The following is a 14,839-nucleotide window of genomic DNA, read 5'->3' as shown; positions in this document are numbered from 1 at the left end:
GTCCTGATCCGAACATCTGACATCCTGCTTGGCGCAAAATGAAATCCGCCGGCCTTTGGGCCGGCGGATTGTTGTGTGGCGAGGTACGTCTTCAGTGGTTCCAGTTGCCGCCCTGATCGTTGCCGTCACCATGATGATGGCCGCCACCGTCGAAGTCGAAGAAGTCGAACAGGTCGCTGATCGCCGGGCTGTTGACCGGAACATAGGGATTGCCGGGTGTCGCAACCGGGTTCGGGAAGTTGTCGCGGCTGCGATGCGTGATCGGCTGCAGGTCCCAGTTCCGCTCGATGAATTTGATGATCGAGACGTGATCGGAATATTCATGCGAGATATGGCCCTGCCGCGCGAACGGCGACACCACGATCAGCGGAATACGCGTGCCGTCGCCGAAGTAATCGAGCGGCTGCACATAGCCTGAGTCGAAGTAGCCGCCGCCTTCGTCGAAGGTGATGAAGATCGCGGTGTCCTTGGCGTAGTCGGAGCCCTCGACCTGGTCGACGATCTTCTTCACGAAGCCCTCAAACAGGTTGAGCTTGGACGACGCCGGGTGGCCGTCGGTGAAGCCGCTCGGCTTGACGATGGAGACCGCCGGCAGCGCGTGCTTGGAGAGGTCGGAGTACAGATCAACCGAGTCCTTGATATGGGCTGCGACCTGCTCCGGGTGCGTCATGATCGAGGTGTCGTACTGGAACGGATTGCAGATGTTGCAGTACTCGTCGGCGTTCGGTCCGGCTACGCCCCAGTTGAGCTGGTAGGGGTCGTTGACGTAGTTGTTCCACTGGTCGCCGTAATACTTCCAGGAGATGTTGCGCTCGTTCAGGCTGTCGCCGATGCTCTTGCGGGTCGACGGCGGGATCGTGAACGGCGTGTTGGAGGGATTGGTGTCGGTGTAGGCGTTCTTGCCGTTGCCGAAATAGCCCGGGTTGTAGTTGTTCAAGAGATAATAGTGGCCAGGTTCGCAATTCGGATTGATCCGGAGTCCCTTCAGATAGTCGAGGATCGGCTTGACGCCGGGCTGGCCCGGATCCGAGCAGTCGCTGTAGGAGCCGCCGCCGGACACCGGATTGGTCTGGTAGGGCGGCGCGAAGCCGCCATTGCCGCCAGCGCCGTAACCGTCCTCGGTGTACCAGTTGTTGGTACCCATGGCCGGATTCGGGTTCTCGATCTGATGCACGATGCCGGCGTCGGGCGTGCCGCCGAACACCTGCACGCCGTTCGGCGGCACGGCGGCGTTGCCGTAGGTGTCGCCGAAGTAAAGCATGTCGGCATGGCCGAACATGATGTGATTGGCACCGGTGCCGCCGTTGACGGACTGGTGGAAGTTGTCGCTCATCGCATATTTCTGCGCGAGCGAGGTGAAGTAGGGCGCGTCACCCTTCTGCACATTGTAGAAGCCGAGCGCGGTCGAACCCTCGCCCGTGGTCGTTGCCGTCGGCGAATAGTCGGTGGAGAAGTTGGAGGGCTGTGCCGCGCCGTTGGCGCCGGCGCCGACGGTGACTTCAACCCAGGCGAACAGATTGTTGCCGCAGCCCGACGGATTGTCGCGGCTGGCCGCCGAGTGGTTGCAGTTCAGCTGCTGCCACATCTGGTAGAAGCGATGCACCGGGCTCGCCGCATAGGCGTCGTAGGGCATGGCATCGTTGTTGGTGAGCTGGAACGGACCGGCCGGCAGCGCGCTGACATTGGTGATGCGCTGGTCGGGGGTCTGCGAGGTTTGGCCGGTGCCGCCGGTCAGCAGATACTGGTAGTATTCGGACGGCAGGCCGGATTCCGACTGCTGCGCCAGCGCCAGCGATGCCTCGCACGTGGTGATCGGCGAGCTGCCGCATTGGTTCGGGATGTAGGAGACCTTGGGGCCGCCGACCAGCGGAGCCGGCAATTGATCCCTGGGGAAGTCCTGCTTCGGCGGGCTCAGCAGGAACGCATCGTTCAGGCCGGTATCGGTCGCGGCCTGCTGATGCGCCTTTTCGAAGTTGGGCCCGGGGATCGCGTTCTTGTTGGCATCGAGCTTGACGATGCCCTGCGACAGCAGGTTGAACACGCTTTCGCCGCGCCGTTCAGGCACGTAGGTCGCGAACACGTGGTCGAAGCTGCGGTTCTCGCCGATGATGACGATCACGTGCTTGATCGGCGACCGCGCCTCGTGTCCACCGTGATGATTCCAATCCTCCGCAAGCACCGGGCCGGCGGTGAACTGGCCTAGCGCAAGCGCGCTGAGGGTAAGGCGGCAACCTTGCAGCCAACGTGACTTGTGCCTGTCGCGCATTAGAGCTCTCCTTTTTGCTGATTGGGCGGCTTGATGGAACTTGCGGCGTCTCGCGGCACGACCTTGATCCGTCCCATCATGCCGCCGTCCTCATGCTCGAGGACGTGGCAGTGGTAGACGAAGGTGCCGACGATGTTGGGATCGCGGAAATCCATGCGCAGGCGCACGCTCGGATATTTCAGCATCCGGCTGTTGTAGTAGGGCACATTGACGGTATCGCGCAGGAACGGCTCGTTGACGGCGACGCCGGACCAGTCGAGCAGCTGGAAGTGAAGCTGATGGATATGGAAATCGTGCAGCTCCATCGAGCGGTTCTCGATGATCCAATCCTCGACGTCGCCCTGCTGCACGGTGATGTCGGGCACGTCAGAATGCGGATCGAACGGCTTCGGCGTCTCGCCGTCGAGGGTCATGAAGAACCTGGTCGGGCTGTTCGGATCGTTCGGGTTCTCCGGCTGCTCGGAGAAGAACAGTTTCCTGACGCGCACCGGGGCGACGTTTCCGAGCCACGGCCGCTCGGAGCGGGGCAGCGGCTCAGCGTGCGCGGCCAGTGCGGCCTGCCGTTCGCTTGCATCGGCTGATGCCGTGATCGCCACCAGCGCGCGGTTGGGGTCGTTTTCGCCGGCGGGCCCGGTGTCGACCGCGCGCGTCACCAGCAAGGCCTGTGCGCCGGCCGGCGGTCCTTCGACGATGAACTCGGCGCGCGAGCCCGGCGGCAGGCCGATATGGTTGACCCATTGCACCGACGGCGATGGGCTGCCGTCGAACTGCAACGGCACGCCATCGAGCCCGACGATGCCGATTTGCTGCGGCGCGCGGCCGACCAGCAGCACGAGGTTGAGATAGGTGATCGCGGACGCGTTCAGCACGCGCCAGAGCTGCCGCTCGCCGGGCTTCATCGTGAGCCTGGCCGGCGGATAGTTCGGATAGGGCACCGGCACGAAATTGACGGAGAGATCCTTCGACGGCTTGCCGAAGCCGGTGCCGGAATTGGCGACGTCGCCATCATTGTCGAGCTGGCTCTTGGTCATAACCGGCTCGAATTTTGACGGCGGCGCGTCGGGACTGACCAGATCCTGGTCGCGGATCACGAGCACGCGCTCGGGCAGGCCGGCGAGCTGTGGATCGGCGCGCTCGATGCCTTCGACGATGATGGCGCCGGAAGCGCCGCCGAGCACCTGCGTCTTGCTGTGGCCGTGCAGATGCGGGTGATACCAATAGAGGCCGGGCGGCGCGTCGCCCGGAATGCGCAGGCGATAGTCGAACGGCGCATCATCAGGCTGGATCGAGGTGTTCAGCACCTCATCCTGGTGGCAGACCGGCGGCACGGTCAGCCCGTGGAAGTGCAGATTGGTCGAGACTGGCGTCATCGCGCCGCTCTCGCAAATGTCTGCCGGCTTTTTCGCCGTGCAGATCGGCGCGCCGGCGAGCGGGCGGTCGATCGCAGGCGTTGCCGTGTCGAGGTCGACGAGGTCGTTCTTGAGATGAATGACCAGCTGATCGCCGGGCCTCACGCGCAGCGTCGGCGACGGTTTGCCGTCCGGCGTCAAATAGCAGTAGCGGCTCGTGCCATCCGGCAGTTTCTGATCGTGGATCGTGAGGCCGGTTTCGAGAACGCCGTCGCGGCTGCGCAATTCCGCCGGCTCCGCGATCGCGCTTCCGGGTTCGGGCCGCGCACACACGTCCTGCTGCATGCGCGGCGCATCCTGCAAGCCCGTCGCGCCGAGCCATGCCGTCATGCCGCTCGCGGCGAGCCCGAGGCAGGCCGCGACGATGACACAACAAACGGTCGAAAGTCGTCGTGCCACGCCGCCCCGCCAATACGCCGCCACAGGCGCGCAAGCGCGCTACCGGCGCCACGCGTGACGTCGGTCCACGTCTCGCGACCGCAAGGGTCGGCAAATGCTTCTGTTTGGTGCCGTGAGGCTAGCGGTGCGTTGTTGCCGGAATCTGGCAGGTTTTTAACACGCAGATGACAGAAACTTGCGGCACTTCGACGCAGAAATGGGCGCGACGTTCAAACCTGCTGAGCGATCAATCGGATGGGCATTCACCGACTGAATTGCGGAGATACGGCGACGCGCAGGCAATCGACGAAAATTTTTTCGGTGTGCCGATCCTGCCACCTGTTCGCGGTCCTGCGCCAACCGTCGGACGACGGCGGGGCATGGTCTGATCGACGCACCGTGTCGATGCACGAGACGTGCGGGCCACGGCAACCGGCGGAACTCGCGTCGTCATTCACGACGGCAGGGCCTCACGTAGTGACGGTCCTGCATTCCCCTCACGAAGGCGAGCAGTCCTCCGAACAAAACGGAGGAAATTGTTATCGCGCCGGTGCGAGTTCGAACGGGCAAGCGGCATCGGCCGGCGAAGGCGCGGCGATCCGGTTCAGGGCTGTCGAAATTGCGAATCTGTCTGGCTATCCAAACGGACCGCTTTGATTTCGTCTCATGATCTTGAGCGTGAGCAGGGCCGCTCCGAGCACAAGAAGCAGGACACCGACGACAATTGTGCTTGTCGATTCGAATGTCACACCGACTGCTGTCAGCAAGCAGCCAACAAGGATAGCAATAAGCCCACCAAGCTTCTTTACCAACAGAAGCTGTCCGTCGCTTGCGCGCGCCACCATGATCAACCTCACTCTGCAAGTGATGCGGTCATTCCACCGTCGCCGCGGGCCGGTGTTGCTTGGACAAGCGGCGGGCTCACATCCGCACACGATGATCGTACTCTCGCGTGCCAATGATGGAAATCGCTCGTTGCTGCCATGATGACTTCTCTTTTGATTCAATTGCGCCGCGGGCGATTGGACAATCTTGCTTACCTAGCCGCGCCGAAACGTCGCATGACTGTATCGAATGTGCATCGCGCAACGGCGCTGCGATTCCGCGATACGCAATGCGTTCAGCGCATTTGTCGTAAAGTGTTCTGGACCAACGCAAGCATTGCAAAGGCTGCGGGAGCGGATCGTTGACTCCGTGGATTTTTGGGCGCCTACTTCTGGTTGCCGACTAGAAGACCTGAAGCAATAAGGTCGAAATCCGGAAGGACAGCCAATGCGGCCGCCTTCGATCGCGGAACAAGCGGAGCGGCCCTACATCTCGACCGGGCACTTGCCCGAACCCGAGATGGTGCAGGAGCTCGTGTCTCAAGCGCATCAGCGCTTCAAGTCGAACAGCGAAGGGACCAATTCGCAGGTTTATCCGGCCCTGGCCAGGGTGCCGAGTGAACTGTTCGGCGTCTGCGTGGCCGGTACCAGCGGACGTGTCTACGGCGCGGGCGATACCGAATACGAATTCTCGATCATGAGTGTATCGAAGCCATTCGTATTCGCATTGGTGTGCGAGGCCATCGGCCCTGAAGAGGCTCGTGCAAAACTGGGCGCGAACGCGACCGGGCTGCCGTTCAATTCACTGGCGGCGATCGAGCATGGAGCCGGGCGCACCAACCCCATGGTGAACGCAGGCGCGATCGCGACCACAAGCCTTGTGCCGGGCTCGAGCGCTGACGAGCAATGGCGGTTCATCCATGACGGTCTCTCGCGCTTCGCGGGCCGCAAGCTTTCGCTCAACGAGGAAGTCTACGCATCGGCATCCAAGACCAATTTTCGCAATCGAAGCATCGCGCGGTTGCTGGAGAGCTACGACCGGATCTACTGCGACGCCAGGCAGGCGACCGATCTCTACACCCGGCAGTGTTCGCTGAATGTGAGCGCCAGGGATCTCGCCGTGATGGGTGCGACGCTGGCCGATGGTGGCGTGAATCCGGTGACCCGGCAGCGGGTGGTCGATGCGGCCGTGTGCCACTATGCATTGGCGGTCATGGTCACTGCCGGACTGTACGAGACGTCGGGCGACTGGCTGTACGACATCGGTCTGCCCGGCAAAAGCGGCATTGGTGGAGGCATCGTCGCGGTGTCTCCGGGAAAGGGTGGTTTCGGCACTTTCGGGCCGCCACTGGATGCGGCCGGCAACAGCGTGCGAGGGCAGCTCGCCGCGAAGTTCCTGTCGCAAAGACTGGGCATGGATCTGTTCGTGTCCCAACCGGACGAGTGAACAAGAGGCACTGAAGATCGGTCGAGCCGTGGCCCGATCGATCGCAACGTCGGGCAGGTTGGAGGACGCGATGGCAACGCAAGCAATCTCGATCGGCGACATTCATCAGGAAGAGCGCGCATCATGGGTGCCCATGGTCGCGATTGCGTTCGGCCAGATGATCATGTCGTTCAACGTCGCGTCGTTGCCGGTTGCGATGGGGGGAATGGTGGCCAGCTTCGGCGTGCCGCCGACCACCGTCGCGACTGGAATCGTGGCTTACTCGATGCTTGTCGCCGGGTTCGTGATGCTTGGCGCCAAGCTCGCCCAAAGGTTCGGGGCGGTGCAGGTATTTCGTGCCGCCGTCGTGCTTTTCCTGATAGCGCAGATTGCGATGACGTTCAGCCCCACGGCCTCCGTCATGATTTCCGCTCAGGCGCTTTGCGGCGCTGCGGGCGCGGTGATCGTGCCCTCGCTCGTCGCGCTGATTGCCGAGAATTATGCCGGACGCCAGCAGGCGACGGCCCTTGGCGCGCTTGGCTCGGCGCGGGCTGCCGCCGGCGTGCTGGCATTTGTCGTCGGCGGGTTGCTCGGCACCTATATCGGCTGGCGCCCCGCGTTTGGAGTTCTCATCGTTGCCTCGGCGATCGCTTTCGCTCTGAGTTTCCGCCTGCGGCCGGACCGCGGTCGCGCGGATGTCCAGATCGACCTGATCGGGGTCGCTCTTGCCGCGAGCGCGATCATCTTCATCAGCTTCGGATTCAATAATCTGAACAGTTGGGGCGTGATCCTGGCGACCGCTAACGCGCCATTCGAATTGCTGGGCGTCTCGCCGGCGCCGGTCCTGATCGTGCTTGGCATTGTGCTCGGGCAGGCATTCCTGATGTGGACCCATCGCCAGCAGGCCGCGGGGAGGACGCCTTTGCTGGCGTTGGAGGTGATCGATTCACCGGAGGAGAGGAGCGCCGTCTACGCGCTATTCGCGGTCGTGGCGCTCGAGGCCGCGCTGAACTTCACGGTGCCGCTCTACATCCAGATCGTGCAGGGACGTTCACCAATCGCGACGGCGATCGCGATGATGCCCTTCAATCTGACCGTTTTCCTCTCGGCGATGATGATCGTCAATCTCTACGACAAGCTGACGCCTCGCCAGATCGGACGCTTCGGCTTTGGCCTCTGTACCGTCGCGTTGCTGTGGCTCGCGTTCGTCGTGCGCAACGACTGGAGCGAGATTCCCGTTCTGCTCGGACTGGTGCTGTTCGGCATCGGCCAGGGCTCGCTGGTGACATTGCTGTTCAACGTTCTGGTCACGGCCTCACCCAAGGCATTGGCCGGGGACGTCGGGTCGTTGCGCGGAACCACACAGAATCTGGCGGCCGCAGTCGGCACCGCGGTCGCCGGAGCTCTTCTGGTCGGTCTTTTGAGCACGATCGCGCTCGGCAGGATTGCGGCCAGTCCGGTGCTGACCAAGGAGCTTCAGAGCCAGGTTGATCTCGGCAACATCACTTTCGTCAGCAATGACCGGCTGCGCAGCGTACTCGAAGGCACGAGCGGTACGCCACAGCAGGTCGAGGAAGCCGTCCGGGTCAACACCGAAGCGCGCCTGCGCGCTTTGAAGATCGGGTTGCTGATCATGGCCGGCCTCGCACTGCTTGCGGTCATTCCCGCGGGACGGCTGCCGAATTATCGGCCAGGCGAAATACCGGACGACGGAGCGACCGGCGAGCGCGAGCGATCGACCTGATCGGATGTCGGGCGCCGCGGGGCAAGAAGGTCTCTGCAAGAACGAGGTGCCAGATATGGATGAACTCGATCGTCGCATCGTGCTCAGGAAAATGCTCGGCGGCGTCGCAGCCGTTGGTCTCGGAACCGGCTTGCTGACGCAGGCGGCCAAGGCGCTGCCACTCGTCCCTGAAGATGCCCTCGTCGCGAAGACGGGTGGTCCCGTGCGGCCGCTTCATATGGTCGTCGCCCGACCACCACCGCGCCCGCGTCCTCCGCCACCGCGCCGCCGCTGGCATCGCCGGCGCCGCTGGGTCTGTTGGTGGCACAGAGGTCGCCGCCGCTGTGGATGGCGCTGGTGAGGGCAGGCACAAGCTCCGGCAGCTCGAGTGGCCCGGTTGCGCGCGACCGGGCCATGGCTGCCTGGGATCAAGGAGGACGACATGGCTACCTATGAGAACAGTTCCACGATGCTCCGCGGCCTGCCTGGCCCGCCCTTATGGGTCTGCGTGCTGCTGGGCCTCGTTATGATCGCCGCGGGCCTTCTGGTCCTGGGAGATGTCGTGCTTTTCACCGTGATCAGCGCCATCTTTATCGGCTGGACGGCCATTGTTGCCGGCGGGTTCGAAATCCTGCACGCCTTCTGGACCAAGGGCTGGGGTGGATTCGTGTGGCAGCTTGTGCTGGGGGTGCTCTACCTTGCCTGCGGAATCGTTCTGCTCAGTCAACCGGTGGCGAGCGCGCTGCTCCTGACCTATGCCCTCGGTCTCATGCTTTTAGTCTCCGGGATTGTGCGCATGCTGGTCGGCATCGGCCATTGGCAGCAGTCCGGCTGGATCATGCTCGCATCCGGGCTGTTTGGCGTTCTGGCCGGCCTCGTCATTCTGACGGGATTTCCGGCGACCGGGCTGTGGGTGCTCGGGCTGCTGCTGGGGATCGATCTGCTGTCTCATGGCATCGGATGGCTGACTTACGCTTTACAGCCTGCCGCCAGAGCGGCTCAATAGGCCGTCGATCCTCCAGGGAGCAGCAGAACTCTCATTAATCGTCTGAAATCAAGTCGGCTCCTCGCGAGATCAATGACGGTCTCGCGCGATGAGCCATCGGCGGAGAGTGGACATGTCAGGTTTGAGGAAGGGCGTGAGAGTTTCGGCGCTGGTTGCGTCGATTGTGATGAGCCTCATCGCCTTGCTGCCAGCGCAAGCTCAGCAGGATGGTGGCGTACTGTTTCAGAACGTGCGCATTTTCGACGGCAGGAATGGCGCGCTGTCCGGGCCGTCCAATGTGCTGATCCGGAACAACAAGATCGAGAAAATTTCGACTGGGCCGATTGCGGCCGACGCTCAGGTGATTGCCGGCGACGGACGGGTGCTGATGCCCGGGCTGATCGACGCGCACTGGCATGCATTGCTGGTACGCCCGACGCCGGCGGCCGTGATGGCCAGCGACATCGGTTACATCAATCTTCTTGCGGCCGCCGAGGCAACGGCCACCCTCATGCGTGGCTTCACCACCATTCGCGACATGGGCGGGCCGGCCTTTTCCCTCAAGCGGGCGATCGACGAAGGTCTCGTCGTCGGTCCCCGCATCTACCCATCCGGTGCCATGATCACCATCACCGGCGGCCATGGCGACTTCCGGCCGCTGTCCGATCTGCCCAGAACAATCGGCGGCATGCTCAGCCGCATGGAGAGGATAGGCGGCGCCATGGTCGCGGACAGCCCGGATGAAGTTCGCGTGCGCGCGCGCGAGCAGCTCATGCAAGGGGCTACGCAGGTCAAGCTCACGGCGGGCGGTGGGGTGGCGTCGCCGTTCAGCCCGCTCGATGTGTCCACGTTCACTGAACCGGAGTTGCGCGCCGCGGTCGAGGCTGCGGAGAACTGGGGTACTTATGCCGTCGTACACGCCTACACGCCGGTCGCGATCCAGCGATCGATCGCAGCGGGGGTCAAGTGTATCGAGCATGGTCATTTGATGGACGACGCGTCGGCCCGCCTGATGGCCGAGAAGGGAATTTGGCTGAGCACCCAGCCCTTCCTCGATATGTCGGGCGCCAGCGCCCTTGGACCTGCGGAGCAGGACAAGATGCGGCAGGTTGTTGCCGGCACCGACCGGGTCTACGGCTTTGCCAAGAAGTACAAGTTGAAGACGGCCTTCGGTACCGACGTTTTGTTCTCGAAGGCACTCGCCGACCGGCAAGGCGCCATGCTGTCAGCCCTCACGCGATGGTACACGCCGGCTGAGGCGCTCATCATGGCGACATCGACGAATGCAGAATTGCTCGGTCTGTCCGGGCTTCGAAATCCATATCCAGGCAAGCTGGGCGTGGTGGAGGAAGGCGCGTTCGCCGACCTTCTGCTGGTCGATGGCAATCCAATCGACAACATCAAGCTGATCGAGGATCCGGCGAAGAACTTCTTGGTCATCATGAAAGATGGGAAGGTCTACAAGAATCTTCTTGGTGGTGACCGGAACAGGTAGGCGGACATGATCACGAGGCGGGCCAAGCGGCAGCGTCCAAGCATAAGCTTGTAGCCGATATGGCTGCCGACTTTTGGCCGGTGGAGCAGCGATCGCCGGAAGGGCAAGGGCAGTCTCCTACCGCCGAAACTGCGTCAGAAACGTCCGCAAGGAATCGTGCGGGCTCTCGACATCCGAAATCACCCAGCCGTCGGGACCGTTGACGACGATGAAGTTGAGCGTGACGGCGCGGCCTTCATTGTCGAATGTCACCGTCACGTCGGTCTTGTCGAACTGCCGGCGCGGGATTGCGATCGAGATCGGGCCGAGCCGCCAGGTCGGGCTCTGCACCAGAAAATCGTAGGGCGCATCGTGCAGCGCGGTCCAGGCACCGCGCAGGGTGGGATCGAAGAATCGGCGAGCCGTTTCCTCGTCGCGCGGCAGGCCGTTGGAATATTCGGCGCTGCCTCGCCCATAATGGGCGTAGACGTTGCGGATCAGGGATTCCGGCGAACGGAACCCGGCACAGGCTGTGGCGGCGGCGAAAACCGCCGCAACCAGCGAAAAACCCGCAAGGAATTTGCCGCGTCCCATCAGCTTTATTTGCCGTTGCCCCTGACATATCTTGCAGGGAAATCCCTTTGAACGAAAGCTACCCGGCGCGATGCGCGAACTTTTCGACGATGTCCCAGAACAATCTCCGTTCGATCCGCAGGAGGCGGTGCGGCGCCACATCCGCACGCCCCAGCGCAAGCGGTTCTACACCAGCGCCGGCGTCGCCGAGGCCGATGGCGGATTTTCGATCACCCTCGACGGCAAGCCGATCCGCACGCCGTCCGGCAAGCCGATCGCGGTGCCGACGCGGGCCATTGCGGACGCGGTTGCGGCGGAATGGAATGCGCAGGGCGAGACCATCGATCCCATGACCATGCCGCTGACGCGGCTTGCCAACAGCGTGATCGAGGGGGTGATCGATCGCGTCGACGAGGTCGCCGACGATGCGGCCAAGTTCCTCGGCAGCGACCTCTTGTTCTATCGCGCCGGCCATCCCGAGACGCTGGTGGCGCGCGAGGCCCAACACTGGGATCCGATCCTGTTCTGGGCCGCCGACGCGCTCGGCGCCCATTTCGTGATGGCCGAGGGGGTGATGCATGTCGGCCAGCCCGAGCCTGCGATCAAGGCGGCGCGGGCGGCGTTCCCGACCGACCCATGGTCGGTCGCGGCGCTCCATGTGGTGACGACGCTGACCGGCTCGGCGCTGCTGGCGCTGGCGCTGGCGCATGGCGTCCGCGACGAGGACCAGGTCTGGGCCGCCGCCCATGTCGACGAGGACTGGAACATCGAGAAATGGGGCGTCGACGAGGAGGTCGCCGCCCGCCGCGCCGCCCGCCAGCTCGATTTCAAGGCCGCCGCCGGCGTGCTCAGGGAGCTCAAGCCGGCCGCCGGTTAACGAGGGGTTTACGGCGCCGGGCTAGCCTGCGGCACGTTCCTCGCGCAGGGCCGAGACCTCCGACATGGCACTCGCCATCAATCCCGTGCTGCCGGTGCTCGCCTCGAAGGAGGCGGACAGCGTTGCGCCGGACCTCACGCTTGAGGCCGGCAGCGTCGTCAATGCGCGGGTGCTGAAGGTGCTGTCCGCCGATCTGGTGCGGATCGCGATCGCGAGCCTGTCGATCGACGTCCAGACCGAAGTGCCGCTGCAGCAGGGCCAGAACCTGCAGCTCGCGGTGTCGCAGACCAATGACGGCATCCGCCTGCAGCTGGTCGGGCAGGGCCCTGACACCGGCGATGCCGTACGGCTGTCGCCGGCAGCGGCCAACACCATCGATGCCGCCCAGCCGATCGCCACGGCACCGAAGGCTGTATTGACGCCGCTGGAGCGCGTCACCATCACCGCGACGGCCCAGACCGCGGCTGCGGCGCAGGGCAGCCAGGCGCCGCTGTTTGCCAATCTCGCCGCGGTCGCCTCCGCCAATCTGCCGCCGAAGCTGCAAGCTGCGATCGCGCAGGTACTGGCGCAGCAGACCGGCCTCGACGACGGTCTGAGCGGTGATGCCGTGAAAGCCGGCTTCCAGAAATCCGGCCTGATGTTCGAGGCGACGCTCGCGGCGGGCATTGCACCCGCGAGCGGCAGCGCGCCCGATCTGAAGGCCGCGCTGATCGTGCTGCGCCAGGCGCTGACCTCGCTTGGCGCCGGTGATGCCGGCAGACCGGCGTCCACCACATCGCTCCAGCAACCGGCGCAGGCCAGCGCCGCCACGGCGCCGAGCCTCGTGCCATCCGGCACGCCAGACCTCGACGTTCAGGAGATCCTGCTGCCGCAGGCTCGCCTGCCGGTCGCCGAGGATGTCGGCCGCGGCACCACAGGGCTCGCAGGGGCGCTCGCCGATGCGCTCGATGCCGGCCCGTCCTCCGGCGGCGCGCTCAATCTCATTCAGGAAGCGCTGCACGAGCTCGGCAACCCCGCACGGCAGGGCGCTGTGCCGAGGGAGCTGCTGCCGGGCGAGGTGTCCGTACGCGGCAACACACCGCCACCGCCGTTTCACGGCGCGTTGCCGTCGGCGCAGGCCGTCGCCGGGCCGTCGATCGCGCCAAACACGCCGCTCGCGACCGCCGCGCATCGCCTGCTGGAAAACACCGACGCCGCGCTGGCGCGGCAGACGCTGCTGCAGGTCGCCTCGCTGCCGGACCGCGGCGACGGGTCGCGCCCGCAGCTCGACGCCATGCTGCCGCGCTGGAATTTCGAGATCCCGTTCCTGACCCCGCAGGGCACGGCGATGGCGCAGTTCGAGATTTCCCGCGATGGCGGCGGCAATGAGGTCGAAGCCGCCAAGCGGGTGTGGCGCGCGCGCTTCACGCTCGATGTCGAGCCGGCCGGCCCGGTGCACGCGTTGGTCTCGCTGAACGGCGAGCGCACCTCGGTGCGGATGTGGGCCGAGCGTCCCTCGACCGCCGCGCAACTGCGCGCCGGCGTCTCCGAGCTGAGCCAGGCGCTGACCAGGGCCGAGCTCGCGCCCGGCGATATCGAGATCCGCGACGGCACTCCGCCGCAACCTGCGCCCGCGCGCGCCGGCCATTTCCTGGACCGCGCATCGTGAGCGACGCCAACAACCAGCTCGCGGTCGCGCTGCATTACGACCACGCCGGCGCGCCCCGCGTGGTGGCAAAAGGCAAGGGCGCGATCGGCGCCAAGATCATCGAGGTTGCCAAGGCCAACGACATCCCGATCGAGGAGAACGAGGTGCTCGCCGGCGCGCTCTCCAATGTCGAGCTCGGCGACGAGATTCCGGCCGAGCTCTACAAGGCCGTCGCCGAGGTGCTGGTGTTCGTGCTGCGGATGTCGGGCCGGGCGCGCTAGCGGGCGCGTTTTCGAGCGAAGCGGGCACCGGTTCGCGTGAAGAAAACGCGACAGACAAGTGAGTCTTCTTGCCATCCTTTCACCACGATGGCATCCACCATCGTCGTCAACGCGAACCTGCCCAGGACTTGTCGTGATCCATCGCCGTCATGCGCTCGGTCTGCTTGCTGCCGCCACGATCCTGCCGTCGCGCAGCTTCGCCAACGTGTCCTATCAGCGCAGCGAGTTTCGCGAGGAGCTGCAAAAGCGCTTCTTCGAGCTCGGAACCGAGGGCACCTTCGTCGGCTACAAGGTCGAGGACTATCTGATCATCGCCAGCGACAAGGTCCGCTCGGGCGAGGGCAAATTGCCGGCCTCGACCTTCAAGATCGCGAACGCGCTGATTGCGCTCGATACCGGCGTGGTGCAGGACCCCGACAAGGACGTCTTCAAGTGGGACGGCACAACCCGCAGCATCGAGGCCTGGAACAAGGACCACACGCTGCGCTCCGCGCTCGCGGTGTCGGCGTTTCCGGTGTTCCAGGAGATCGCCCGCCGCATCGGCGAGGAGCGGATGAAGAAATATCTCGAGATCATCGACTACGGCAACCGCGACATCGGCGGCGGCATCGACCAGTTCTGGGTGACCGGCAATTTGCGGATCGATCCGGTGCAGCAGATCGATTTCCTCGACCGGCTGCGCCGCGGCGTGCTGCCGGTCGGCAAGCGCAGCCAGCAGCTGGTGTGCGACATTCTCCCGGTGACGAAAGTCGGCGAGACCGTCATCCGCGCCAAGACCGGCCTCACCGACAAGGAGCACGGCTCGCTCGGCTGGCTGGTCGGCTGGGCCGAGAAGGGCACCGACATCACCGTGTTCGCGATGAACATGGACTGCAAGACGCAGGCGCAGACCGACGCGCGGATGAGCGTCACGCAGCAATGCCTCACCGATATCGTCGCGCTGTGACGGGCTGACCTCCGCGCAAACGCTTTGCGTTTGTCGCGCGCGACGCCATG

12 protein-coding genes are annotated in these 14,839 nt (G+C 64.4%); 8 read left to right on the top strand and 4 right to left on the bottom strand.

Going from position 1 to position 14,839, the window contains the following annotated elements; all coding sequences use genetic code 11:
- Positions 1–91: 91 nt before the first annotated feature.
- From ACVIHF_RS18530 to ACVIHF_RS18520, 3 genes are all read right to left on the bottom strand, one after another.
- A complete protein-coding gene (locus ACVIHF_RS18530; protein ID WP_456792413.1) occupies positions 92–2,266 on the bottom strand; it encodes an alkaline phosphatase family protein in 2,175 nt (724 codons plus the stop codon).
- Positions 2,266–4,074, bottom strand: coding sequence for a multicopper oxidase family protein (locus tag ACVIHF_RS18525; RefSeq protein ID WP_456792411.1), 1,809 nt, complete (start codon positions 4,072–4,074; stop codon positions 2,266–2,268). The genes ACVIHF_RS18530 and ACVIHF_RS18525 overlap by 1 nt, the downstream gene beginning before the upstream one ends.
- A gap of 614 nt (positions 4,075–4,688) precedes the next feature.
- Positions 4,689–4,898, bottom strand: coding sequence for a hypothetical protein (locus ACVIHF_RS18520; RefSeq protein ID WP_038375549.1), 210 nt, complete (start codon positions 4,896–4,898; stop codon positions 4,689–4,691).
- 427 nt (positions 4,899–5,325) lie between these two features.
- Between ACVIHF_RS18520 and glsA the strand changes: the two genes are divergently transcribed.
- From glsA to ACVIHF_RS18500, 4 genes are all read left to right on the top strand, one after another.
- Positions 5,326–6,324, top strand: a complete 999-nt coding sequence (glsA, locus tag ACVIHF_RS18515) for a glutaminase A (protein ID WP_168857031.1) — start codon at positions 5,326–5,328, stop codon at positions 6,322–6,324.
- 70 nt (positions 6,325–6,394) lie between these two features.
- Positions 6,395–8,047 carry an MFS transporter gene (locus ACVIHF_RS18510; protein WP_229161319.1) on the top strand — a complete coding sequence of 551 codons (1,653 nt, stop codon included), beginning with the start codon at positions 6,395–6,397 and terminating at the stop codon, positions 8,045–8,047.
- A gap of 421 nt (positions 8,048–8,468) precedes the next feature.
- Positions 8,469–9,032 (top strand): HdeD family acid-resistance protein, encoded by a 564-nt coding sequence (locus tag ACVIHF_RS18505; protein WP_253608227.1) that lies wholly within the window; start codon positions 8,469–8,471, stop codon positions 9,030–9,032.
- Positions 9,033–9,198: 166 nt separating this feature from the next.
- A complete protein-coding gene (locus ACVIHF_RS18500) occupies positions 9,199–10,506 on the top strand; it encodes a metal-dependent hydrolase family protein (protein WP_309145050.1) in 1,308 nt (435 codons plus the stop codon).
- Between the two features lie 117 nt (positions 10,507–10,623).
- Here the strand turns inward: ACVIHF_RS18500 and ACVIHF_RS18495 are convergent, their stop codons facing one another.
- A complete protein-coding gene (locus tag ACVIHF_RS18495) occupies positions 10,624–11,079 on the bottom strand; it encodes a hypothetical protein (RefSeq protein ID WP_092090144.1) in 456 nt (151 codons plus the stop codon).
- Positions 11,080–11,149: 70 nt separating this feature from the next.
- On the opposite strand from ACVIHF_RS18495, the gene ACVIHF_RS18490 reads away from it, so the two are divergent.
- From ACVIHF_RS18490 to blaOXA, 4 genes are all read left to right on the top strand, one after another.
- On the top strand, positions 11,150–11,935 hold the full coding sequence (locus ACVIHF_RS18490; RefSeq protein ID WP_253608229.1) for an ATP12 family chaperone protein: 786 nt from the start codon (positions 11,150–11,152) through the stop codon (positions 11,933–11,935).
- Between the two features lie 64 nt (positions 11,936–11,999).
- On the top strand, positions 12,000–13,583 hold the full coding sequence (gene fliK, locus ACVIHF_RS18485) for a flagellar hook-length control protein FliK (RefSeq protein WP_253608230.1): 1,584 nt from the start codon (positions 12,000–12,002) through the stop codon (positions 13,581–13,583).
- Complete coding sequence (locus ACVIHF_RS18480) at positions 13,580–13,843, top strand: EscU/YscU/HrcU family type III secretion system export apparatus switch protein (protein WP_253608231.1); 264 nt, start codon at positions 13,580–13,582, stop codon at positions 13,841–13,843. The genes fliK and ACVIHF_RS18480 overlap by 4 nt, the downstream gene beginning before the upstream one ends.
- Positions 13,844–13,976: 133 nt before the next feature.
- A complete protein-coding gene (gene blaOXA / locus ACVIHF_RS18475) occupies positions 13,977–14,789 on the top strand; it encodes a class D beta-lactamase (protein ID WP_253608232.1) in 813 nt (270 codons plus the stop codon).
- The last annotated feature ends 50 nt before the right edge of the window (positions 14,790–14,839 follow it).

This window comes from Bradyrhizobium sp. USDA 4506 (assembly GCF_054058795.1).
This window is presented reverse-complemented; position numbering and strand designations above follow the sequence as displayed.